This window comes from Singulisphaera acidiphila DSM 18658 (genome assembly GCF_000242455.2).
GTDB classification, from domain to species: Bacteria; Planctomycetota; Planctomycetia; order Isosphaerales; family Isosphaeraceae; genus Singulisphaera; species Singulisphaera acidiphila.
Genome location: NC_019892.1, coordinates 6,877,182 through 6,901,189, shown reverse-complemented (window position 1 = coordinate 6,901,189; position 24,008 = coordinate 6,877,182). Strand labels below are relative to the sequence as shown.

20 protein-coding genes are annotated in these 24,008 nt (G+C 62.0%); 13 read left to right on the top strand and 7 right to left on the bottom strand.

Features of this window, described 5'->3' with window-relative positions:
- Nucleotides 1–56 precede the first annotated feature (56 nt).
- The 3 genes from SINAC_RS27055 to purE form a co-directional block, all read right to left on the bottom strand.
- On the bottom strand, nucleotides 57–1,304 hold the full coding sequence (locus SINAC_RS27055; protein WP_015248756.1) for a DEAD/DEAH box helicase: 1,248 nt from the start codon (nucleotides 1,302–1,304) through the stop codon (nucleotides 57–59).
- A gap of 367 nt (nucleotides 1,305–1,671) precedes the next feature.
- The gene (locus SINAC_RS27050) at nucleotides 1,672–2,844 is read right to left on the bottom strand and encodes a 5-(carboxyamino)imidazole ribonucleotide synthase (protein ID WP_015248755.1); all 1,173 of its coding nucleotides are present in this window, start codon (nucleotides 2,842–2,844) and stop codon (nucleotides 1,672–1,674) included.
- Nucleotides 2,841–3,332 carry a 5-(carboxyamino)imidazole ribonucleotide mutase gene (gene purE, locus SINAC_RS27045; protein WP_015248754.1) on the bottom strand — a complete coding sequence of 164 codons (492 nt, stop codon included), beginning with the start codon at nucleotides 3,330–3,332 and terminating at the stop codon, nucleotides 2,841–2,843. The genes SINAC_RS27050 and purE overlap by 4 nt, the downstream gene beginning before the upstream one ends.
- Before the next feature lie 299 nt (nucleotides 3,333–3,631).
- Between purE and SINAC_RS27040 the strand changes: the two genes are divergently transcribed.
- The 3 genes from SINAC_RS27040 to SINAC_RS27030 all read left to right on the top strand — a co-directional run bounded on the left by SINAC_RS27040 (nucleotide 3,632) and on the right by SINAC_RS27030 (nucleotide 8,627).
- On the top strand, nucleotides 3,632–4,786 hold the full coding sequence (locus tag SINAC_RS27040) for a sulfotransferase family protein (protein ID WP_015248753.1): 1,155 nt from the start codon (nucleotides 3,632–3,634) through the stop codon (nucleotides 4,784–4,786).
- Nucleotides 4,787–5,509: 723 nt separating this feature from the next.
- On the top strand, nucleotides 5,510–7,756 hold the full coding sequence (locus SINAC_RS27035; protein WP_015248752.1) for a peroxiredoxin family protein: 2,247 nt from the start codon (nucleotides 5,510–5,512) through the stop codon (nucleotides 7,754–7,756).
- A gap of 115 nt (nucleotides 7,757–7,871) precedes the next feature.
- The gene (locus tag SINAC_RS27030; RefSeq protein ID WP_015248751.1) at nucleotides 7,872–8,627 is read left to right on the top strand and encodes a radical SAM protein; all 756 of its coding nucleotides are present in this window, start codon (nucleotides 7,872–7,874) and stop codon (nucleotides 8,625–8,627) included.
- Nucleotides 8,628–8,750: 123 nt separating this feature from the next.
- On the opposite strand, the gene SINAC_RS27025 is transcribed toward SINAC_RS27030, so the two are convergent.
- The 3 genes from SINAC_RS27025 to SINAC_RS27015 all read right to left on the bottom strand — a co-directional run bounded on the left by SINAC_RS27025 (nucleotide 8,751) and on the right by SINAC_RS27015 (nucleotide 10,531).
- Nucleotides 8,751–8,972: a hypothetical protein gene (locus tag SINAC_RS27025; protein ID WP_015248750.1), complete on the bottom strand. Its 222-nt coding sequence runs from the start codon at nucleotides 8,970–8,972 to the stop codon at nucleotides 8,751–8,753.
- A 264-nt stretch (nucleotides 8,973–9,236) separates the two neighbouring features.
- Nucleotides 9,237–10,049 (bottom strand): TatD family hydrolase, encoded by an 813-nt coding sequence (locus SINAC_RS27020; RefSeq protein ID WP_015248749.1) that lies wholly within the window; start codon nucleotides 10,047–10,049, stop codon nucleotides 9,237–9,239.
- Nucleotides 10,046–10,531 carry a Fur family transcriptional regulator gene (locus SINAC_RS27015; protein WP_015248748.1) on the bottom strand — a complete coding sequence of 162 codons (486 nt, stop codon included), beginning with the start codon at nucleotides 10,529–10,531 and terminating at the stop codon, nucleotides 10,046–10,048. The genes SINAC_RS27020 and SINAC_RS27015 overlap by 4 nt, the downstream gene beginning before the upstream one ends.
- 296 nt (nucleotides 10,532–10,827) lie before the next feature.
- On the opposite strand from SINAC_RS27015, the gene nusA reads away from it, so the two are divergent.
- Entirely contained in the window at nucleotides 10,828–12,489 is a 1,662-nt protein-coding gene (gene nusA / locus SINAC_RS27010) for a transcription termination factor NusA (protein WP_015248747.1), read from the top strand.
- 91 nt (nucleotides 12,490–12,580) lie between these two features.
- Here the strand turns inward: nusA and SINAC_RS41400 are convergent, their stop codons facing one another.
- Entirely contained in the window at nucleotides 12,581–13,249 is a 669-nt protein-coding gene (locus SINAC_RS41400; protein ID WP_244884902.1) for a hypothetical protein, read from the bottom strand.
- A gap of 76 nt (nucleotides 13,250–13,325) precedes the next feature.
- Here SINAC_RS41400 and infB point away from each other — a divergent pair, with 76 nt between their 5' ends.
- From infB to smpB, 9 genes are all read left to right on the top strand, one after another.
- Nucleotides 13,326–15,851 carry a translation initiation factor IF-2 gene (infB, locus tag SINAC_RS27005; RefSeq protein WP_244884901.1) on the top strand — a complete coding sequence of 842 codons (2,526 nt, stop codon included), beginning with the start codon at nucleotides 13,326–13,328 and terminating at the stop codon, nucleotides 15,849–15,851.
- 94 nt (nucleotides 15,852–15,945) lie between these two features.
- Nucleotides 15,946–16,227, top strand: a complete 282-nt coding sequence (locus tag SINAC_RS27000) for a DUF503 domain-containing protein (RefSeq protein WP_015248745.1) — start codon at nucleotides 15,946–15,948, stop codon at nucleotides 16,225–16,227.
- A 6-nt stretch (nucleotides 16,228–16,233) separates the two neighbouring features.
- Entirely contained in the window at nucleotides 16,234–16,689 is a 456-nt protein-coding gene (rbfA, locus tag SINAC_RS26995; RefSeq protein WP_015248744.1) for a 30S ribosome-binding factor RbfA, read from the top strand.
- A 96-nt stretch (nucleotides 16,690–16,785) separates the two neighbouring features.
- Nucleotides 16,786–17,634, top strand: coding sequence for an endonuclease III domain-containing protein (locus SINAC_RS26990; protein ID WP_015248743.1), 849 nt, complete (start codon nucleotides 16,786–16,788; stop codon nucleotides 17,632–17,634).
- 304 nt (nucleotides 17,635–17,938) lie between these two features.
- A complete protein-coding gene (locus SINAC_RS26985; RefSeq protein WP_015248742.1) occupies nucleotides 17,939–20,308 on the top strand; it encodes a tetratricopeptide repeat protein in 2,370 nt (789 codons plus the stop codon).
- 163 nt (nucleotides 20,309–20,471) lie between these two features.
- Nucleotides 20,472–21,209, top strand: a complete 738-nt coding sequence (locus SINAC_RS26980; RefSeq protein ID WP_015248741.1) for a YebC/PmpR family DNA-binding transcriptional regulator — start codon at nucleotides 20,472–20,474, stop codon at nucleotides 21,207–21,209.
- A gap of 75 nt (nucleotides 21,210–21,284) precedes the next feature.
- Nucleotides 21,285–22,457 carry an LL-diaminopimelate aminotransferase gene (locus SINAC_RS26975; RefSeq protein WP_015248740.1) on the top strand — a complete coding sequence of 391 codons (1,173 nt, stop codon included), beginning with the start codon at nucleotides 21,285–21,287 and terminating at the stop codon, nucleotides 22,455–22,457.
- Nucleotides 22,458–22,473: 16 nt separating this feature from the next.
- Nucleotides 22,474–23,331 carry a 2-amino-4-hydroxy-6-hydroxymethyldihydropteridine diphosphokinase gene (gene folK / locus SINAC_RS26970; protein ID WP_015248739.1) on the top strand — a complete coding sequence of 286 codons (858 nt, stop codon included), beginning with the start codon at nucleotides 22,474–22,476 and terminating at the stop codon, nucleotides 23,329–23,331.
- A gap of 93 nt (nucleotides 23,332–23,424) precedes the next feature.
- Nucleotides 23,425–23,934 (top strand): SsrA-binding protein SmpB, encoded by a 510-nt coding sequence (gene smpB, locus SINAC_RS26965; protein ID WP_015248738.1) that lies wholly within the window; start codon nucleotides 23,425–23,427, stop codon nucleotides 23,932–23,934.
- Nucleotides 23,935–24,008 lie beyond the last annotated feature (74 nt).

Below are 24,008 nucleotides of genomic sequence, written 5' to 3'. Positions count from 1 at the left end.
CGGACATTTGGTTTCGTGTCCGGCCATCCCATCATCTCAACTCAGCTCAACTCGTCTCAGACGTTCTCGCGAGAGCTCACGGCACCATACGGAGAGCGGGTCGCCGCCGTGCTGTAAATCTCTTTGAAAGCGGTTTCCCTCTTGGGCTGCCGCCGGTAGGCCTCGAACCCGTCGAGAGGAAGTGTCGGGATCGTCTTGTTGATCAGATTCTCAATTGCGGTCAGGGGTTCGCCCTGATCGGGGCAGACGAACATGTAAGCGAGACCGTCTTTGCCCATCCGGCCCGTACGACCGATCCGATGGACATAGTTTTCGGCATCGTCAGGAACGTCGAAGTTAATGACGTGGCTGATGTCGTTGACATCGATACCGCGTCCCACAACATCAGTCGCCACGAGGACAGGAATCGTCCCGTTGCGAAACCCGAGCATCACTCGGTTGCGAACGGTCTGTGCGAGGTCGCCATGAATGGTCGCCACCCCGGGGATCCGGCCGCGAAGACGGTCGGCGAGTCGTTCCGCCCCGCGCTTCGTCCTGGTAAAGACGATGCACTGACGCGGCCGGTCGCGCTGAAGCAGATGGACGAGCAGGTCGAACTTTCGTTCGTGCTCGACGGTGACGTAGTACTGCTTGATCGAATCGACCGAGGGTTCATCCCGCGACAGGTTGAGCTCGACCGGTTCAAACATGTACCGCTGAGCAAGTTTACGAATGTCGGGGCTGATGGTCGCCGAAAGAAGCAAGGTCTGATGCGGATTCGGGACCTTGCGAAGGATTCGCTCGATGTCGGGGCGGAAGCCGATATCCAGCATCCGGTCGGCTTCATCGAGAACGACGTGGTAAATGTCGCCCAGGTAGAGCGTACGTCGCTCGATGTGATCGAGCACACGGCCAGGAGTTCCCACGATCAGGTCAACACCACGCTGCAACGCGCGAAGCTGCTTGTCGATAGGCTCGCCGCCATAGATTCCGCAAATGACAACATCTTGACCATCGGCGAGTGTCTGTAACTCGGCGACGATCTGCTGGACGAGTTCGCGAGTCGGCGCCAGGATAATCCCCTGGGGACCCTTGCCGCGTGCCTCGAGCATCTCAATGAGGGGGATGCCAAATGCCGCGGTTTTGCCAGTGCCCGTCTTGGCCTGGCCGATCACGTCGCGACCTTCGAGAGCCTCGGGAATCAATTCCGCCTGAATCGGCGAAGGGGTGTGGTAACGGACCTTCTTTAAAGCCCGCAACAGCGGGGCACTTAGCCCCATCGATTGAAACCCGGGAAGGGACTCCTCAACTGCACGTTGAATCAAACAAACCTCCCAAAAACCATAATGGAACCTCCGATACGTCATCACGGAGTTCGTGATGGTCTACTCCATTAGACGCCATCCACCCTAACAGCTTAACACCCCTTCGTCAAAGGCAATGCGATCCGCTGTTGGAAAAACTTTAGACAATTTTCGCTGGTCGAAAAAAAATCGCGGCGATCGAGGCATTCCCTTGCGGCCCGACACCGGGCGAGCCGTGGGTGAAGGCCACGCCAAATGCCAAAGTCTCGAACGACGCGATCTCGCCAGAAAATGGGAGCGTTGATGGGTTCCGACGAAGTGACGAGAAGGCTTCTTCTCAACGGGTCGATATGCGGGCTTGGCTTGTTAAAGAAATCAGCCTCGTAGTTCAACGAATTCCGTCTGTGCGCGAATCGGTCAGGATTCGCCGTGCCGCCTGCGCTCGAAAGAGGGCCGTTTCGGCATCAGGGTCGAGCACGGTGAGATGCCCCATCTTACGCCCCGGCGACGCCCCCTTCTTTCCATAGAGATGGAGCTTCACCCCCGGGTCGGACCGGAGCGCCGCCGGCCAATCGGGCTCGCCATCGGCCCAGAGATCACCGAGCAGGTTGACCATCGCGGCCGGCCTGATGAGATCGGAAGCCCCCAGGGGAAGGCCGGCAAGGGTTCGGACCTGCTGTTCGAACTGGCTGGTGGTCGCCGCTTCAATCGTCAGATGACCCGAGTTGTGCGGGCGAGGCGCCAGTTCATTCACAAGCAGGCCCCCCGCCGACGTGACAAAGAACTCGACCGTCAACACGCCGACCGTCTCCAGGGCCTGCGCGATGGAGAGGGCCAGGGTCTGTGCCTCGAGCGTCACGATGGGGCCGACGGGGGCGGGCATGACGGTGGAGTCAAGGATGTGACTCCGGTGCCGGTTGAATCCCACAGGGAAGGCCAAGGCCGCCCCATCGGCTCCTCGGGCCACAATCACGGAGATCTCCGACTCAAAGTCAACCCAACCCTCAGCCACGCAGGCGACTTGCCCCAGGCTCGACCAGGCGGCGCCTGCATCCTCGGCACGTTCAACCCGGACCTGTCCTTTGCCGTCGTAGCCGGACGAGGCCGTCTTGAGGATCAAGGGGAGACCTACGGCTCGAATCGCAACCGCGAGCTCAGCCTCGTCGCGGACCGGCCGCCAAGGGGCGTGGGGGATCTTGTGACGCGTCAGAAACGACTTCTCGCGGAGTCGATTCTGACTGACCCAGACGGTCTTCCAGCCGGGACGGACGGGCCGTGTTCGGGAGAGCCAACGAAGTGCGGAGGCCGAGACATTCTCAAATTCGACCGTGATCGCTTCGGCCTGTTCGGCAAATAAGCGGAGCGCAGAGAGTCGGTCGGAGGGAGCGATGACCGCCCAGTCCGCGACCTGCACGGCCGGTTCGTCGTCGCTTGTCGCCAAAACCCCGGCGCGGAATCCCATCCGCTGGGCCGCCTGGATGAACATCCGGCCGAGTTGGCCGCCACCGATGACGCCGAGCGAGGCGGGAGGATGAAGGGGAACGGGCAAGCCGGGGCTCATAAGGGAGACTCTCCGACCGCCTCGGTCTGCGCCTCGCGGAATTGGACCAGCGATTGACGGATCTCGGGGTATTTTCGACCGAGGATGGCCGCCGCCAGGAGCGCGGCGTTGGCGGCCCCGGCCGCGCCGATCGCGAGCGTCCCCACCGGGATCCCGCGTGGCATCTGAACGATCGAGAGCAGCGAATCCACCCCGCGCAAGACTTTGCTTTCAACGGGCACACCAAGGATGGGCAAGACCGAGACGGCCGCCAACATCCCCGGCAGGTGAGCGGCCCCCCCCGCCCCGGCGATGATCAATTCCAGGCCTCGCCCTTCGGCCTCCCGGCCGTACTCAAAGAGCCGTTCGGGAGTTCGATGAGCCGAGACGACCTTGGCTTCGTAGGGAATACCCAGTTCGGTGAGCACCTCCCCCGCCTGGCTCATGGTCGCCCAATCCGACCGACTTCCCATCACTACCCCGACCAGGGGGCGTTCCGAATCGAGCATCGCTCACCCACCACGACAAGTGACATCTCGCTGAGCTTTTCCAAGGCTAAGTCATCATAGCCGCTCGTTACGAACCCAGACCAGGGGGAATGATCGGCCCATCCCCCAACCCTCCTCTACTTTCTAGTCGACATCGACCCCGTGACAACTCAACCGGAGAGCAGGAGGTTTGACTCGACTTTGACGTTTGGCGCCAGTCATGCACAATGGAGGGTAGGAAGCCGCGTCGATGGATGACGGGGGCATAGGACAGAAGTACACGTTCGAGCCAGTCCGTCCGGGGGATGCACGTGGCAACAATGGTCGCAACCGAGACGCCCAAGGTGGTCTCGCAGACGTCGGAAACGGTTCGCATCTGGCTGTACAAGACGCTCTTCACGAATCTCTGTGGCGTGACGTTCGGTGACTGGTGGCAAGCCTTGCGGGAAAACCGCTTTGCGATCGACCTTCCCCGCTGCCCACGCGCTGCGATCCTGACCGTCGGCAGCGTGCTGAATTCGTATTACAAGAAACGTGAAGAACGGGAATTCGGCGAGGCACTCGCCCAGGTCAAAGTCAGACCCCCCTTGTTCATTCTCGGGCATTGGCGGAGTGGGACGACCCTGCTCCACAACTTGCTCGCGCTCGACGATCGTTTTGCCTATCCGAACCTTTACCAGGCCTTCTTCCCGCACACCTTCCTCTGTACGGAGGATGCGCGGACAAACCTGGTCCGCCCCTTGGTCCCCCAGACTCGCAGCTTCGACAACGTCGCGCAGGGGCTTCAGATGCCCAACGAGGATGAGTTCGCGACGTGTGCAGCCTCGCTCCGCTCCCCTTACATGGCCTGGGCCTTCCCGAGGAATCAGGAGCACTACGAGCGGTTTCTCACGTTTCGAGACGCCTCGACAGCCGATGTGGCCCGCTGGAAAGATGAGTTGGTGATGTTCCTCAAGAAGCTGACCTTGAGGCACGACCGCCCCATGCTGCTCAAATCGCCCCCACACACCTGCCGGATCAAGCTGCTCCTGGAATTGTTCCCCGACGCTCGCTTCCTGCACATCAGCCGCAACCCCTACACCGTGTTTCAGTCGACGAAGCATCTGAACCGGGTGCTGACCCAGTCGCTCCGCTTCCAACGACAGGGAACCGGCGATCCGGACGAGACGGTCTTGCGGCGTTACCAACTCATGTACGATGCCTATTTTGAGGAGCGCGACCTGATCCCTGCGGATCGCCTTCACGAACTGGCCTTTGAAGAACTCGAGAACGATCCGGTCGGACAGATTCGCGGAGCCTACGAGCACCTTGGACTCGCGGATTTCGACGCCGTGCTCCCTCGTCTCGAAGAATACGTCGGCTCGCTGGCGAACTACCGCAAGAACGAATACCCCAACCTCCCCCTCGCGCTACGACGACGGATCCAGACGTCCTGGGCGAAGAGCTTCGAAGAGTGGGGTTACCCGGCCGATTGACTGAAGTGCCACCGGGTTACGACAAGGCATCAAGGTGCCTGAATGGGGTCGATGGACTTCATCGACCCCATTCAACAGATTTCGGAACGGATCTCGGGTCACTCTTTTCTATCGGGAAAGCAGCGCGTTCCGGCTGGGAACGCAATGACCGGCATGCGCTGTATTTCGGTTGGGTCCTTGACCTGTCCGGAGCCCTGGGAAGTAGTCCCGGCGCTGGGAGTAAAAATTCGTGCGCGTGACCTCGGGCTGAGCAGCCGGTCTGGGCTCGCTCCGATAACTCGTCGTCGACCGCACGCCGCGATCTGAGGACGTGTAAGGCCGGAATCGGTCGAGGCCGTCCCTCGGCGAAGACGTCGGCCGAGCGGAAGAGTTTGACGCCAAGGAATCGCGTTGCCAGTAGGGTTGCTGAGCGACACTCGACGCGGTCAGGATCCCCAGGGTCACCACGGCCGTGAGCAGACAAAGCAGAGGTCGACAAATCATTTGGCTCCCCCCTTTTCGACAGGAATCGCCGGATGCTGTGTGCTTCAAGGGTGAGCATTCCTTCAGGCAGTGTCAATGAGGGAGCAGCCATTTCCATCGCGAGTTGCACGGCGGCCGACTCGAGAGCCTGACGACTCGCAATTCCAGAGCGGATCGGGGATGATGGGGAAGCGGTAGTGAGCCGCGTCGGTCGCCCTGAAGACCTTTGAGGATCCTCCCCAATCGACCGGAGAACCGTCGATGCGACTTCTGCTCCGGGCCCAGGCTCTTCCTACCGTCCTGGCCCTTGTCCTCGCGTCCCAAGCCGGTGCTCAGGAACCGACGAAGCCAACCGAGTCGGCCAGCGAGAAGAACCCCGCTATACCCGCCGCCGGCCACTCGATTCACGGCGAGGCCTTCAACGACGGACCGAGACACCAGGCCCACATGATGGACGGGATGGGCAAGATCCACTTCCCCGTCACGACCGCCAAGCCTGAGGTCCAGGCCTTTATTGACCAAGGCGTCGCCCAACTCCATTCGTTCTACTACTACGAGTCCGAGCGTTCGTTCCGCCAAGCTGCTCGACTCGATCCCGACTGCGCCATGGCCTACTGGGGCATGGCCATGTCCAACGTCAACAATGATCGTCGGGCCAAAGGGTTCGTCAAAGAGGCCCGAAAACGGGCTGCCAAGATTTCCAAGCGCGAGACGCTCTACCTCGACGCACTCGAGGCCCTCTATCAAGAGGGGGGCGACTCCAAAGCCCGCAAGAAGAATCACTTACTCGGCCTGGAAACGATCGTCCAGGAGTTTCCGGGCGACATTGACGCTCGCGCCTGGCTGGCCATGGTGACCTGGCAAAACGCGTCGAGCGACGGCATTGGCAGTCGCCAAGCCGTCGACACCCTTCTCGACACCGTGTTCCAGGTCGAGCCCATGCACCCGGGGGCCCACCACTATCGGATCCACCTCTGGGACGGGGTGAAGCCCGCCCGCGCCGAGAAGTCCGCCGGCCTCTTCGCCCGCACCGCTCCTGGTATTGCCCATGCCTGGCACATGCCCGGCCACACCTACACCGGATTGAAGCGCTACACCGACGCCGCCTATCAACAGGAAGGCTCGGCCCGTGTCGATCACGCGTCCATGTTCCGCGAGCGGACCATGCCGTTCGAGATCCACAACTACGCGCATAACAACCAGTGGCTTGCGACCAGCCTGAGCCACATCGGCCGCGCCCGCGAGGCAATCACCGTCGCACGCAACCTGGTGGAACAGCCACGCGATCCCTCCAAGAACGGCAAAAACGACGGCGGTTCGCCACAACGGAGCGGACGCGCCCGCTGGGCGGAGATCCTCTGTCGCTACGAACTCTGGGACGACCTGATCGCGGCGACCGATTCGGGGGCACTCGACTGGTCGGACGTGAACGTCGAGCGCAAGGAGAAGGCGTACACCTTGGGCCTCGCCTATGCCGCCACGGGAAATGCCGCGAAGCTCACCGAGCAGATCGACGCCTTGAAAGCCTTGATTGCCGGAGAATCGAAGTCGACCACCCGGCCGTCCGGTAGCGCCGCGCCTTCCCTGACCCCCAGCCAGTTGGCCCTGGCGGAACTGGAAGGCTACCAGCTCCTCGCCAAGGGGGATGTCGGCCCGGCCTTCGATCAGTTCGCCAAGGCGTCGCCGATGCGAACCGAGGCGCTGGCCCGTGCTCATCTCACCGCTCGAAATTTCGGGTTCGCCGAGAGCGTCGCGAAGACGGCCGTTGAGAAGCAACCGAACGAGGTCCCCCCCTTGGCCGCGCAGGTTGTCATCCTCCACGCCGTGGGGAAGGATAAAGAGGCGAAAGAAGCCTATCGCAAGCTCGAGCCTCTGGCCAAACAGGCGGACCGCGACCTTCCCGTCTTCCAACGCCTTGAGCAGATCGTGGCCGGTTGGAAGGCCGATGATAAGGACTGGGCTCCCGCCGTTCCTGTGGAATCAGCGACCGACGATGCAACCGCAAATCGGATCGATCTCTCGACGCTCGGCCCCTTGACCTGGGCCCCCTACCCTGCCGAACTGTTCTCACGACCGGACACCGAGAAGGCCGACTGGAACCTCGCCGACCAGAAAGGGAAGAACGTTGTTCTCCTACTCTTTCTTGGAGGCAAGTGTGCCCACTGTATGCAGCAGCTTCAGACCTTCGGCAAGGAAATCGACGCCCTCAAGGCGCTGAACACCGAGGTGGTCGCGGTGAGCACGGACGACCTCGAGTCCACCCGTGAACTCAAAAACAATCCCGACAAGATCAAGTTCTCCATGCCGATGCTGTCCGACGCCAAGATGGAGATCTTCAAAGCCTATCATGCGTTCGACGACTTCGAGGACCAGCCGCTGCACGGCACGTTCCTGATTGACGCCAAGGGGATGGTCCGCTTCCAAAGGATTTCGGCCGACCCGTTCCTCGATACCGACTTCATCAAAACCGAGACAGCGCGAGTCAACCGGCTCCTCAAGAACCCCTGAGCGATGTCATCAATGCTCACTTGGCCCGTGAATTGAAGAACTTTTCAGGGAGCCGATACCTGGGTTCCCTTCTTTTCTATTCTCTTTCTGAAGATTTCCGCACCGAAGAGGGAAAATGCCGCGCACTCTTGTCACCATCAATGACGCCTCGGTTCCCTTGACGCCGCCGGGCCCCGCGTCGACGATCCTCCATCCCCAGCGGCTTCGGCCGCTTCAAGGGAAGCCGGCGGGGTCGCTCATGATCCATGAGATCTATCGAAGTCTTCAAGGTGAGAGCACCTTTGCAGGGTTGCCTTGCGTCTTCATCCGGCTGACGGCGTGCAACCTGCGCTGCGGCTATTGCGACACCCCCCACGCATTCACGGAAGGGAATCTCCTTTCGCTCGACGAGGTCGTGGAACGAACCTTGGCCCTCGGCGACCCACTCGTCGAGTTGACCGGGGGTGAGCCACTGCTCCAGCCCGAGGTCTTCCCTCTGATGGTCCGGCTTGCCGACGCCGGCCGAACGGTGCTGCTCGAAACGAGCGGTTCCCTGGACATTGCGCCGGTCGATCGTCGAGTCCACGTGATCCTCGACCTGAAGACCCCCGGATCGGGCGAGGAAAAGGCGAATCTCTGGAGCAACCTTTCCCTGGTCAAGCCGACCGACGAGATCAAGTTCGTCCTCTGCGATTGGGCGGATTTCGATTGGGCGGTTGCGCAGACCCGTGCCCATCGCCTGACCGAGCGCTGTCCCGTCCTCTTCAGCGGCTGCTTTGGAAAAGTCGATCCGACCGAGTTAGCCGCCTGGATTCTCGAGACCCAGCTCCCAATTCGACTGCAACTCCAGCAGCACAAGATCCTCTGGCATCCCGCAGCCCGTGGTGTCTGAACAGGGCACCCGGCAAGTGAACCCAGTCATTCGCATCAAATGAGCCGGCCCGCACGATCGATCCACGATCGTGCGGGCCGGCTGACTTGATCTCGGTTCACAAAATCGACTGCGGTCAGAACTTCAAAACGGTGCACCGATAAAGCGCTGCAGCATGAGTAATCCAATGGCATAACCCGCCATCCGGAGCAACAACTGAGAGAGGTTGCCGATGAACCGCTCCACGCCCTGATGCGTCGACAAACTGGCAACCCCACTCCGCAAGGTAATGACGAGACCGAGCACCAAAAGACCGAAAATCGGGGCCAAAACCAAGATCGCTTTCAAGTCCAGTGTCAAGCCCATGATAATCAACCTCTGAGAGACTGTTCAACAACCCGAGTGAATCACGGTGTGGTCAATCTTGTTGTCAAGCAAACTTCGGGCCAACGTGTAGATACTTACGTCTCTTCGCGAGAGAAGGTTCTCAGAAGATGTCTCGACCCCACGAATTCGACCGGCCTTGTGACTTGGGCCGAACAGGGGGATCAAGGGTGTATTCGCCGTCGCGGTCGATTTGTGACGGCGAACCCGCCCATAAAGAGAGACGAGAAAGAGGCGGAGGTTCGGTCAAAGAGTTTGGTCCGCGGGAAGTTTGAAGACGCGTTGGGCATTGGATGTGGTGATCTGGGAAAACTCCGCAAGAGAGAGGGTGTGAAGCTGCGCCAGTCGTTCGGCGGTGAACGTCACACGGGCGGGCTCGTTGGTGGCACCGCGATGCGGGTGGGGGCTCAAATAGGGGCTGTCCGTCTCGACCAGCAAACGATCGAGAGGGACGCGAGCGGCCACCTCGCGAAGCGAATCCAGGGTTCGATTGGTAAATGTCACCATCCCGGCGAACGAAAGGTGAAGGCCCAGGTCGAGAAACGCTTGGGCGTCCTCCCATGACCCGGTGAACGAATGCAGCACCCCATGCACGGGCCCTTTGAACCGGGTCAGTTGGGCGATCAGGTCCTGTTGGCTGTCCCGGCAATGGATCACCAGGGGGAGCCCCGATTCACGGCCCAGTTCAAGGTGGCGTTCAAACCATTCCTGCTGCTGGGAAAAAGGGGTGCGGTCCCAATACCGGTCGAGTCCTGTTTCGCCGAGGGCAACGACGTTGGGCTCCTCGAGCAACGCCAGGACGCGTTGCCAGTCCTCGGGAGTCGCTTCGAACACGTCGTTCGGGTGAATCCCGACTGCGGCGAATACCCCAGCATAGTCGCGAGCGATCTTGGTGACCGCTTCGCTATCCTCCGCCGTCGTCCCGATCGCCACGATCTGGCGCACCCCGGCGGTTCGGGCTCGCTCCAGGACGGCGGGCAAGTCGTCACGGAGCCGGGGAGCGTCAAGATGGGCGTGAGTGTCGACCAACGCGGGCGGTTCGTGATTTCCCGGGTTCATTGGGCGGCCGACCCCTCGCCGTCCACCGCATTGTTCACTGCGTCCTGGTCGTAGAAGCCCACCAGTTCAAGCCGATATCCCGTCACCTGAAATCCTTGCTGCCGGAGTGTTTGCATGAGCGCGGGGTCAAGCTTCGCGATCAAGTCGGGGTCGAAAGGCGTCGGCAGGTCGTGCACGGAACCCGACCGAAGACAGCGCAAGTGATAGTGCTGGTCGCTCCGGGCATCGTACCGGGCCGACCCGTCACCGGCGGTCAGCTTCGTGGCCACCCCGCTGGCGACAAGCGCCTCAAGGGCCTTGTAAACCGTCGCCAGGCTGATCTTGGGGATGATCCGCCGCACCCCTTGGTAGACCTCTTCCGCGGTCGGGTGATGCTCGGCGCAACTCAAGTGGTCGTAGACGGCCAACCGTTGCGTGGTGCAACGCCAGCCGGCAGTCTCCAGGGCCGAACGGAGATCGTCATGATCGAACGCGGATAGCATCAACGAACCCTCGCCTTACCGTGATTCGGATCAATTGTTCGGCCGCTTGACAGTGCTGTCAACCGCCTGTTAGATTAAACTCTTGGAGCCGTAGGTGGATAAGGATCCACTGACGGTGAAACACCGTGTCTCTTTCACGTCGGGTTGGCCCGGTCGTAAGGGAGATGCGGGGTTGTCCAAGGAGGCGTTGCCCAAGGGTCGGCACGCTGTGGCATGAATCCGAACCACGCCTCCTTGGGGGCGAGGTTTGGTATTGCTCTGCTTCCCCTAGTCCCGGCACGTCTCGGAGTCATCGAATGAGCGTCGACCTGGTTCGCATCGTGGATAGCATCCACCGAGAAAAAAATATCTCCAAGGATATTCTTTTCGAGGGGATACAGTCAGCGCTCGCCACCGCGGCGAAGAAGCATTATCCCGAAGCGGCCGAAATCGTCGTTAATATCAATCCTGACTCCGGCCAGATCGAGGCCACCAAAGATGGCGCTCGGATGGATCCGGCCGAACTGGGACGAATCGCGGCCCAGACAGCCAAGCAGGTCATCATCCAGAAGATCCGCGAAGCCGAACGGGATAGCCTGTTCGAGGAATTCGAGGATCAACGTGGTGACCTAATTACCGGGACCGTCCAGCGGTTCGAGGGGGGGGCCGTCACGGTCAACCTCGGTAAGACCGACGCCCTGCTCCCACGCAGCGAGCAGATTCCGGGCGAGAGTCACCACCCTAACGAACGGATCCGCGGCGTTATCCTCGACGTTCGGAAAGTCGGCCAGCGGGTCAAGATCATCCTGAGCCGGACCCACCCCGACTTCGTTCGCCGCCTCTTCGAGCTGGAAATCCCCGAAATCGCGGACCAGATCATCAGCATCCGGGCGTTGGCGCGAGAAGCCGGTTACCGCTCGAAAGTCGCAGTCACCTCGATCGACTCCAAGGTCGATGCGGTGGGTGCCTGCGTCGGCGTCCGGGGCACTCGAATCAAAAACATCGTCGACGAGCTCGGGGGCGAGCGAATCGACATCGTGCGTTGGAATGAATCGCTCCAAGTGCTGATCCCGAATGCACTTCAGCCGGCCGAAATCGACGAGGTCATGCTCTGCCAATTGCTGGGCCGGGCGATCGTCCTGGTTCGGGAAGATCAGCTCTCGCTGGCCATCGGACGACGTGGTCAGAATGTCCGGCTGGCCTCGAAGCTGGTGGGCTGGGACATCGAGATCATGACCTCCGAAGAACTCGATGAGCTGATCGAGAAAGCGGTGGGGGCGTTCACCAAGATCGATGGGGTCGATACCGACCTGGCCGAGAAGCTGGTTGAGCAAGGGATCCTCAGCTACGACGATCTCTCGGTCATGGAAATCGACGACCTGGTGAACACCATTGAAGGTCTCACCGAAGAACAGACACGGGAGATTGTCGCCCAGGCCGAGACCTTGGCCGAGGCTCAGGCTGACGAAATGCCCAGACGTAAGGGGGCCCGTAGTCCGGCCGCCACACCGGCACCGGCTCCTGTCGAAACCAGCAGTGCAGAGCCTGCGGCCATAGCCGCTGATGGGACGGCAGGGCGCACGGGCCGGCCGACCCTGGACGACCTGTTCAGCGAGTCAGACGGCAGAACGAGTGCTGTTGGTGAGGAAGATTCGCTTGATGCAACGGAGGAAGAGACCGACGCTGGCGATGAGTCGGACTTGACAGTATCGTCGGAGTCGGATGAGATCCGCGACCTGGCCCTGGCGTCGGAAGGCACGACGGACCAAGATGGCCGAGAGATTACTGCGCCACCGAGTGATGCCGATCAGAACGAGACCGCTCGGATCGTGACCGAAGCGGTAGAAGAGGGCGTATCGCCCGAAGAGATCGAGGCCGAAGAGGCCGGCGCGGAGCGGGATGTCCCCCCGACGCCCCCCTTGGAACCTATCTCGACTGACGAAGTCGAGGGACGCGAGTCGGATATGCACAAACCATGAGGCCCCGCATGGGCCTGCCACCGCGTTTCGACCTTGCCGACCCTCCGCCCTGAATGGCCTCAGCCTGGGGAGCGGTCGGCAAGGCGTGGTATCACCCTTGAACGATCGGGCTGGTCCGGCCGAATGTCGGCCGAGGCCCCACCCAGGAGGAGTTGCCGTTGTCCACGCGTGTCCATGAGTTGGCGAAGGAATTGGGTCTCAAGAGCCAGGAGTTGCTTGACCGGATCCAGCGATGGGGCCTTGACGTCAAGCTCAGCGCCTTGGCGAGCTTGGACCCATCGGCGGTCGACCAGATCAGGCAATTGATGCACGGCTCGACCTCTTCGGCTTCAACTCCTGCTGCGGAAGTACCTCCCGCCCAGCCTTCGCCTCGTCCCAATACCTCGGAGACGCCCGCCATCAGCGCGACAGCCCCACCGCCGACTCGGACAACTCCGAGCGCTTCGGCCGCTTCCCCGCCGGTCCCCAGCGACCGCCCTGTTCCGTCGGCCTCACCGGCCCCCGCGCAGCCTCTCGCCGCCGCCCCGCGCCCCGCGCCCGTGGCGACCCCGCCAGTCGCGACCGCCCCGGCCCCGAGTGCCCTGTCGTCGGCACCGAGTGCGGCGCCCGCCGCGAATGCGCCGGCGGCTCCGAGCGCGTCCGGTCCTGCTGCACCGGCGGCTCCGAGCGCACCGCCGACACGTTCGAGCGGGCTGACTTCGCCCCCCAGGTCGGGCTCGGGGCCACTTTCCGGCCACACGCCGCACCGAGGTGGTCCCACGGGGGCTGCCCCTCGGCCCCAAGGACCGCCTTCGCCTCCGCCCGACTACCGGCCCAATCCGAGCACGCCGCCCCCCTTGAAGCGAGGCGACTACGTTTCCCCGGCGGGCGTGCGACAGCCGATTCAGCGGCCCAATGTTCCCCAGCAGCAACAGCAGGGCCAGCCCCGGCGCTTCGATGACAACAACGCGGGGCAACAAGGGGGAGGCGGCGGTCCCCGTCGCGATGCGCCGCTCGGTCCCCGCCGACCGTTGCCGCCGGTCGCGTCCCAGACCTCGCAGCCTCCGCCCCGACGCCCTGCCCCTCCTCGCCCCGGCGGCGGTGGTCCTGAAGTCAAAACTCAGCGCCCCGAGAAGCGGTATACGCCCGAAGAGTTGATGGCGATGATGAGGTCGGGGCAACTCGGCACTCAGGCGCCGGGCGGTCCCGGTTCACGGCCTGGTGGAGCGCCCGGATCTCGGCCCGGCCTGTCCGGACGGCCTGCGGGAGCAACGGGGGGACCCGGTGCCCCACGGCCCGGCATGCCTGGTGCCAATCCCCTGCTCCGTCGCCCCGCGACGGGAGCGCCGGCCGCCCCCGGTTCCGCACCGGTCGCGCCGACTCCCGAAGAAGAAGAGGATCGTAAGGGGAAGGCCGGGGCAGCTCGCCTGGGAACCCCTGCCGATCGTGCCGGGCGACGCGCCAAGCGCAATGAGCGGGCCACCGAACGGCGGGTGACTTCACCCATGCCCGCCGCGACGCTCCTCAACGAGACCGACGACGATGGACGTCGCTCGCGGGGTGGCCGGAAAGGCTCCCGTGGCGGTCACCGCGCCGCGGTTGTGCCGGCCCGCAAGAGCCACGCGCAGATCGAACCGCCGATTAACGTCCGCAGTCTCTCCGAAGCGATCGGCATCCGTGCAAATGATCTCATCAAGCGGATGATGAACAGCATGGGTTTGCAGGTCAACATCAACGCAAACCTCGAAGAAGAATCGGCCGTCATGCTCGCGATGGAGTTTGGCGTCGAGCTTGAGGTGATTCACGAGCGGACGGCTGAAGACGACCTGCTCGAAGCGTGGGAGCCGGACGAAGCCGAGGTCCTCAACCAGGTTCCCCGGCCTCCGGTCATCACGATTCTCGGGCACGTCGACCACGGCAAGACGTCGCTCCTGGACCGGATCCGCAAGTCGAACGTGGTGTCGGGCGAGAGCGGTGGGATCACCCAGCACATCGGTGCCTACCAGGTCGAGCACGAAGGGAAGTTGCTGACCTTCGTCGACACTCCGGGCCACGAGGCGTTTACCGCGATGCGTGCTCGCGGAGCGAACGTGACCGACATCGTCGTCCTGGTCGTCGCGGCCGACGACGGCGTCATGCCGCAAACGCAGGAAGCGATCGCACACGCCAAGGCGGCCGACGTGCCAATCGTCATCGCCCTGAACAAGATCGACTTGCCCAACGTCAACCTCAACAAGATCTACGGCGAGCTCTCACAACAGGACCTGGCTCCCGAAGAGTACGGCGGTGACACCCCGGTCGTGAAGACCTCTGCCGTGACCGGGCAAGGGATCCCCGAACTGCTGGAAATGCTCGGGATCGTCGCCGAACTGCGCTGTGAGATCTTGGCGACTCCCTCGCGGCCGGCCACGGGCACCTGCCTTGAAGCCTCGATCTCCGAAGGGCGAGGCGTCGTGGCCACCGTCCTGGTGCAGGACGGGACGCTCAAGGTTGGCGACGTCATGGTCTGCGGCGATGGCTTCGGCCGGGTCCGCGCCCTGTTCGACGACAAGGGAAATTCGGTGACCGAGGCCGGGCCGTCGATGCCGGTCGAAGTCTCTGGACTGGATGAGGTGCCGACCGCGGGCGAGAAGTTCGGTGTGGTCGAGGATGTCTCGCGAGCTCGCGAGATTGCCGAGACGCGTCGCCTCCGCACACGTGGGGTCGCCCTGGGCGAGCGCCAAGCCGTCACGCTGGAAAACCTGTACAGCAAGATGGCCGAGCAGAAGCTCAAGAGCCTCAACCTGATCCTCAAGACCGACGTCCAGGGATCGCTCGAAGCCTTGATCAAGGAGCTCGAGAAGCTGGAGAACCCCGAGGTTCCGATCCGTGTCCTCCTCAAGGGGGTCGGCGGGATCAGCGAGAGCGACATCCTCTTGGCCGATGCCTCGCAGGCGATCGTCATCGGTTTCCGCGTCGCACCAGAAGACCGTGCGGTCACTCTGGCCGACGAGAAGAAGATCGACATCCGCCGGTATGACATCATTTACCAGGTGACGGATGAGATCAAGAAAGCCGTCGAAGGGTTGCTCGTCCCCGAAATCAAGGAGGTCCACCTCGGCCGTGCCGTGGTCCGGCAAGCCTTCAAGATCTCGAAGGTGGGAACCGTCGCCGGTTGCTTCGTCACCCAGGGAAGCATCGAACGCGCGGCCAAGGCACGGATCATCCGTGAGGGTCGTGAGATCTACAAGGGGTCACTTGAAGCACTCAAACGTTTCAAGGACGACGTCAAAGAGGTTCGCGAAGGCTTCGAGTGCGGGATCAAGATCGCCAATTTCGACGATCTTAAGACCGACGACGTGATCGAAGCCTATCGGATCGACGTGATCCGCCGTACGCTTTGATCGAGCCCTGACGCCCTCGTTTGAGGAGACCTACTCTCGCGGGTAGGTCTCCTTTCCCGGGTCGTGATCGGAATTGCCGAGCCGAGGCAGGCCCATGACTCTGGCGACGCTTCGCCTGGAACTGCGAGTCGGCAACTGCGAATCGCTTCGGGAAAAACGACGACGGATGCAGGCGATCATGAGCAAACTGCGCCAGCATTTTAATGTCTCAATCACCGAGGACGGCCGCATCGACGACCCTGCGCACGCCTTATTAATTGTTGCCGTCGTCGGTCGGACCCGGCGCGACACCCGCGAGACGCTCGACCGTGTCGCCGATGCCGTGGCCGCTTATCCTCGTGCCGAGCTTCTGAGCCAGGTCATCACAGAGGTCTGACACTCCATGCCATCTCACCGCAGCCTGCGAATGGCCGAGGCGATCCGTGAGGTCGTTTCTTCGGCAATCCTTTTCGAGGTTGCCGACCCGCGCGTTAGTTCGGTCACCGTAATCAACGTCGAACTCTCGCGCGATCTCCGCAACGCCACGATCCTCGTCTCCATCATGGGCAGTCCGGCCGATCAGGATCGCTCGATGGCCGGCCTGAAGCATGCCTCCGGCTTCATCCAATCCCGCGTCGCGGCACGACTTCAGACCCGGTTCACCCCGGCGATCTTCTTCAAACGCGATGAGAGCGTCAAAAAGTCGATCGAAATCTCGCGACTGATTGACACCGCCATCGCCTCGGACCGCAAACCCGAGTCCGATGAACTGGAAACTGAGACGGATGCGGAATCGGATGCGGAACCCGAGTCCGACGAGCCGGAATCGGAAAGCGATTCGCGTCCCAGCCTCTCCTGACCGGAGACGCTGGAGCGTTTCAACGCACTGATCCTCCTCTCTTCGATTCCGCAAGACCTTATTTTTTCATCCTTATCGCGCACCGAAACGTACGCCATGGCTACACAAAGCAAAGCGCAGTATCTGACCGACGTCCACACGATTCTGAAGAAGCGATATAAGCCGAAAGCCGAGCCGACTTCGGCTCGGCTCACGGTTCTCGAAGCCGTCGTGTTTGGCATTTGCCACGAAGATACGTCGCGCGAACAGGCCACCCTGGCCCTCGCTCGCTTCAAAGACGACTTCTTCGATTGGAACGAAGTCCGCGTCAGCTCACTCGAAGAAATCCAAGCGGCCCTGGCCGGGTTCCCGAACTCGGATGATCGCGCCTATCGAATTCGCCGCTTCCTGCGCCAGCTCTTTGAAAAGACCTATGGCTTCACACTCGAGGCCTTGGCCAAAAAGCCCCTCAAAGAATCGGTCAAGGTGCTTCAGGAATATGAGGTCCTGGCCTCGGACTACGTGATGGCCACCGTCATCCAGACGTCGCTCGGGGGACATGCCATCCCGGTGGACGAGTCCGCTCGCCGCGCTCTGGAGCGACTGGGCGTCGTGGACCCGGGAACCGACGCCACGACCACCCGCGCGCTCCTCGAACGCGCCGTGCCCAAGAACCGTGGCCTCGAATTCGCCGACCTGATCGAGGAACTCGCCCACGATACGTGTGTCGAGGGAATCCCCGATTGCCCGCGCTGTGAGCTCCGGAAAACCTGCCCCACCGCGCTGATCCGCAAAGAGGAAGCCCTCCACCCCAAGCCGGCCGCCACTGCCGCCAAGCCGGCCAAGGACGAGACGAAAGTCGCCAAGGCCTCCTCCGCCAAATCAGCGGCCCCGGCCGAACCCTCAACAGCGGCTGAGCCAGCGTCTCCGAAGGCCGCCAAGGGCAAGCCGGGACGCCCCAAGTAAACCAAGGCCTGTTCACCACCGGGGTTCGCTCACACGAACCCAAAGGGGTGGCAGACCAAGGCCGGTCCCAAGGCGACGACAGTCCCAACAGGGTGATTTCTCGACGTTCCGACCTCCCCCCGAGAGCGCTCGGGGGCTTGGCAGGCATCGTCTGACCGTGATAACATAACTGCCGTATGGAGCGGGTGTAGGGGAACGCGTAGGAGGGTTGGCCTTGAGACGTCTCGGCCTCCTTTTCGCCCCCGCTCCGAAGGGGGGCGAAGTGCTTCCCTGATGACGGATTTGAGGCGGAGGAGGCTTCAACATGGTCTGGTTGATCCGTCCACGAAGCGCAGGCCTGTCGTGCATTGCCGTGGCTCTCGGCTTCGTTGCGTGCGCTGCCTGGGCCGACCCGCCTCTTGATGCGAAGCCAGAACCCGCCACCACCGTGGCGAATCAGCCCAAGGGAGCCGCCCTCTACGGATTGCCCGGCGAAGACCCGCCCGAGGCCTTTGTCCCTCGCACTCCCCGAACCGTGGAAGATCAACGGCAAGTCGAGGCGCTCCGGGATTTCAGCACCGCTCGGGCCCTCGAAGATCAGCGAGCCTGGTCCGACGCCATCGCTCTCCTCGAAGAGGCTCTCAAGCTTGAACCCGACTCGGTCTCGGTGCTTCGCCGACTCAGTCGGCTCTGCTTCCTGTTCAAACGCACCGACCAGGCACTGAGCTATAGCCGTCGTGTTCTCGACGCTGACCCGGGCGATACCGACACAATCAGCCGGCTCATCAACCACTACGTCCGCAACGGCGACTTTATGGGCGCTGAGGCGATGTTGAAAAGCGTGCTGGACAATCCCAAGCTCGGTCCCCACATGCCGGGACGTTTGCTCGCGGAGTACGAGCTCGGCAAGCTCGATACCAAGCTCGGGCGGATCAAGCAGGCGGCGGACGCATTCGCGAAGCTCCTCGACGAACTCGACGAAAAGGAAGCCAACCGCCTTTCCTTCCGGGAACAGCTTCTGATCCTCGGCGACGAGCCCGCAGACGCTTACCTTGAATTCGGCAAAGTCTTCGACGACGACAACCGCCTCGACCTGGCTATCCGAGCCTACGAACGCGGCCTTGTCTATAACGAAGATCATCCGCTCATTCCGCTCAGCCTCGCACAAGCCTTGCTGAAGTCCGGCAAGGGCGAACAGGCGCTTCGGCTCGTCGAACGATTCCTCAAGCGGCAACCGCAAGGAAGCGACGGCTACGAACTGCTCGCAAAAATCCTGACCCAGCTCAAACGCGAAGGTGAGATCACGCCCAGGCTTGAAGAAGCCGCCAAGCTCGACTCCAAGAACCTCTCCCTCCAATATGCCCTGGCCGATCGCTACCGTGAGTCGGGGCAGGTCGAGAAGGCCGAGGCTCTCTACAAGTCGCTCCTCGAGGCCCAGCCGACCCCGCAAGGCTACAGCGCACTGGCAACGTCACTCCTGAAACGGAAGAAAGCCGCACAGCTTCTCAAGGTCTTTACCGAGGCCCGGAAGAAGGAAGGGGGATTCGAGGCCGTCACCCCGCAAATCAAGGCTGTGATCGCCGACCCCGGGTTTGCTGGTGAGGTCCTCGACTCGGGAAATGCCCTGCTCTCCTCCGAACCGCCCGGTATTGATCGCTCCGCGATCGACATCCTCGCCGTCATCGCGAGCGAGTCGAACCAGCTCGACAAGCTCGTCCCGATCCTCCGCCTGACACTCAAGCAAGACCCAAGTCCCCAGTTGTATCGGGAGATTTCGCACGCCCTCGAAGGGCTTCGCAAGTATGGCGAGGCAGGGGAAACCATCGAGCAAATGATGGCGAAGTACCCCGAGGAACGGAACGCGCGAACCCTCACCCAGCTTGGGGAGTATCGCCGCCGGGCCGATAACTTCCCCGGTGCCATCGAGAGTCTTCGTGAAGCCTTGAAGCTTGAACCGGTCAACCCCGAGGCCCAGTTCGTCTTGGGTTGGTCGCTGAGCATGGTCGGCAAGCTCGACGAGGCGATCGACCTCTTCAAGAGCGTCCTCAAAAATGATCCGTCGAACGCCCCGTTCAATCGGCTCTACGGGTCGATCTTGCTCCAGAACGGCAAGAACGAGGAGGCGATTGCCCTCTACAAGGAACTCCTCGAGCGCTATCCGAATAACGAGGAGATCATCGAGATCACTCACTCCGGTCTCTCCGTCGCCTATGTCAACCTGGGCGATTTTGCCAAAGGTGAGGCGGAACTCGAGATCCTCTTCCAACACAATCCGGACGATCCGGGGGTCAACAACGACCTGGGCTACCTGTACGCCGACCAGGGCAAGAAGCTCGAGCAGGCCGAGTCGATGATTCGCAGGGCCCTCCAGGAGAAGCCCGACGAAAGCGCCTATCTCGACAGCCTGGGATGGGTCCTCTACAAGCGAGGCAAGGCCAAGGAAGCACTCGAACCCCTGGAGAAGGCCGTCAAGACGCTCAATAATGGCGGCGACGCCACAATCTTCGAGCATCTGGGCGACGTCTACTTCCGGCTCCAGGAGAACGCGAAAGCCAAGACCGCCTGGGAGCAAGCTGAGAAATCGGCCGCCAAGGCCATTCCGACCGACAAGCGACTCCCGGAGATTCGCAAGAAACTCGAGTCGCTGGGGAAGCTCGCGCCGGTGCTCAAACCGGCATCGGACGACAGCCCCTAACCGGCCCGCCGTTCCCGACTCCCAACGAGAGCGGGGCGGCGGCCTCTTCCTTTTTGAATTTGAATCGAATCGCAAACGACTCTTGAACCGAACCTCGGGCGCATGCGAGGCACCCCGTTCCGTCGCATGACTGATTCCATTTCCGCGGGAGTTTCCAAGGATCATGGCAGGCCATTCCCATTCGGCGAACATCGCGCACCGTAAGGGGACCGTTGACGCAAAACGCGGCAAACTCTTCAGCAAGCTCTGTCGCGCGATCTTCGTAGCCGCCCGGAACGGCGGCGGCGATCCGGACATGAACCTGAAGCTCCGCTACGCGATCGACAAGGCACGCTCCTACAGTTGCCCCAAAGACAACATCGAGCGGTCGATCAAAAAGGGCATTGGGGAACTGGACGCCGAGAACTACGAAGAGATCACCTACGAAGGGTATGGTCCCGGTGGCGTGGCCATCATGTGCGAGGCGCTGACCGACAATCGCAATCGGACCGCCGGTGAACTCCGCAAGCTCTTCGAGGTCTGCGGCGGCAACCTCGGCGCCACCGGCTGTGTCAGCTACCTCTTCACTTACAAGGGCCTGTTCGTGATCGAGGCCAAGACGGTGGCTGAAGACCGGCTTATGGAAGTGGTCCTCGAGGCCGGTGCCGACGACCTTCAGCGCGTCGATGATTACTTCGAGGTTACCTGCGATCCCAAGGTCTTCGATACCGTTCGCAAGGCGCTCGAAGACCACAAGATCGCCACCGAGAGTGCCGAGACGAGCTACATCCCGAGCAACTCGATCGACCTCGACGTCGAGAACGGGAAGCGGATGCTCAAGCTGCGCGACAGCCTGGATGAGAGCGACGACATCCAGAACGTCTACGCCAACGACAACATCCCGGAAGCCGCAATGGCTTGATCTTGATCCTGGCTCGATTCGCCGTTTCGATACCCGAATCGCAGTTTATTCGTTCACTTCTCGATAGGAAGATCGATGTCGACGACCCCCTTCGTCAAGTCCGAGCGGCTCCAGAAGCTCCCCCCTTACCTGTTCGCCGAGATTGACAAGAAGAAGAAGGCCGCTCTGGCCGCGGGAAGAGACGTGATCAACCTGGGCGTGGGAGACCCGGACCGCCCCACTCCCCCGACGATCATCAAGAGTCTCCAGCACCACGTCGAGAACCCGGCGTTCCACCAGTACGCCCTCGACCAGGGTGCGCCTGAACTTCGCCAGTCGATCGCCAAGTTCTGCAAGGCACGCTACGGCCTCGACCTCGACCCGAATAGCGAGATCCTGCCGCTGATCGGCTCGAAAGAGGGGATCGCCCACTTCCCCTTGGCCGTTCTCAACCCGGGCGACATCAGCCTCGTACCCGACCCTTGCTACCCCGTCTACCGATCGAGCAGCATGTTCGCGGGTGCCGACGTCTATACAATGCCGCTCGAGCCAAGTCACGGCTTCCGGCCGGACCTCGACTCGATTCCGACCGACGTCTTCAACCGCGCCCGCTTGATGTTCCTCAATTATCCCAACAACCCGACCGGTGGGACGGCCGATCTCCCCTTCTTCGAGAAGGTCGTCAACCTGGCCAAGACGCATGACCTCGTCATTGCCCAGGACGCCGCCTACAACGAGATGTACTTCGAGAACCCGGCGCCGAGCATCCTGCAAATCCCCGGGGCGAAGGACGTTGCCGTCGAGTTCCATAGCCTCTCGAAAACCTTCAACATGACCGGCTGGCGTGTCGGGTTCGCCATCGGAGGCGCGCCGCAGATCGCGGCCTTGGGTCAGGTGAAGGCCAACTGCGACTCGGGCATCTTCACAGCCATCCAGTTCGCCGGCAAGACGGCCCTCGACGAGTACGAGACGATCACGCCCCCCATCCGCGCGCTCTACAAAGAGCGGCGCGACGCCTTCCTCTCGAGCTTGAAGAAGATCGGTTGGAACGCGACGGCCCCCGAGGCCACCTTCTACGTCTGGATCCCCTGCCCCGCCGGCTATACTTCGACCGAACTCTGTGGCCGGTTGCTCGACGAAGCCGACGTCGTGACCACACCTGGCCTGGGCTTCGGCCGCACCGCCGACGGCTACATTCGCGCCGCGCTCACGGTCGAAACGCCCCGCCTGATCGAGGCCGTCGAACGGATCGGCAAGCTCAAACTCTGAACCGAGCCGCAGTTTCATGAGCCAGGCCCTGATCGGATTGGGGAGTAATCTCGGCGACCGCCGTTCCAACCTCGAGAGCGCGATCGATGCGCTGGCCGGTACGCCCGGTGTTGAAGTTCGCGCGGTCAGCACGTTTCACGAAACCAGTCCGGTCGGCGGCCCTGAAGGACAAGGGGCGTTCCTCAACGCGGCTGCCTCCCTCGAGACCGAGCTTGATCCCGAGCCCCTTCTCGATCTCCTGAACGCCATCGAGGCCCGCGCCAAGCGAGTCCGCGTCGTCCATTGGGGGGCGCGGACCCTCGACCTCGATCTCCTCCTCTTCGACAGTCAAGTCATTCGGACGCCTCGACTCACCCTCCCGCATCCGCGAATGGCACTTCGTCGCTTCGTCCTGGCCCCCCTGAGTGAGATCGCCTCCACCGCCGTCGATCCGATCACCACCCGGTCGATCGGCGACCTCCTGGCGAACCTCGACCGCAGGCCAAGCTCGCTCGCCTTGCTTGGCGACGACGCCCCCTTCAAGGAAGCCATCGCCCGGCTCCTTGTTTCTCGACTTGGAGCAACGACGGGGCCATCCCTCACGGATTTCCAACCCCTGGCCAGCGCTCTCACCTCACTCGAACCCTCCGTAAACGCAACAGCCGAGACTTCGGATAACCGCTGGCTGATCACCGACTCCCCTCCCCCATTCCTGGGATCCTCGGCTCCCTTGAGTCATGGCGATCAGCCCACATTCGTCGTGATCCTAAAGCAGGGTCGTGACGATGATTCTCTTGCGGGTCTCTTGCACATTCCACACCTTGTGGTTGATTCGTCCGATCCCGATCAAGTGGCCGCGGAAGTCCTCGCAGCCTGTGCCGCGACCCGCTCCTGAGGAAGTGGGCGAGGTGCCCGTTGCTCGAGTGGAACGCGGTTCCCTATAATCCGTTGATCCCCATTTTCTTAGGTTAAACCGAGGCGATCGACGATGGCCAAGAGCGGCGGCGGCAAGAATTCATCCAAGAGCGACGCCGACGAAAATGCAATCAAGATCGTCGCCCGAAACCGCCGCGCCCGCTTCGAGTACGAGTTGCTCGATAAAGTTGAGGCGGGGATCGTCCTGACCGGCACCGAGGTCAAGAGCCTCCGCAACGGTAAAGCGAGCCTGGAAGAGTCCTACGCCGGTATCAGCAGCGATGAAGTCTGGCTCTACGGGTGCGACATCCCGGAGTATCTCCAAGCCAACCGGATGAACCACAAGCCGAAGCGTCCAAGGAAGCTCCTACTCCATCGCAGCGAGATCGACAAGCTCCTCGCCAAGGCTTCGGAACGTGGTCTGACCATCGTCCCCTTGATGGTCTACTTCAAAAAAGGGATGGCGAAGGTCGAGATCAGCATCGCGCGCGGCCGCAAGCTCCACGACAAGCGTGAAGCCCTCAAAACCAAGGATGCAAAGCGCGACATCGACCGCGCCGTTCGAGGACGTGGCCGCGATTAATGGAATCCGTGCCAACCGACTTGACCTGGTGGCGGGAAACCCGATAATAAGTGATGTTGGGACACCAATCCCAA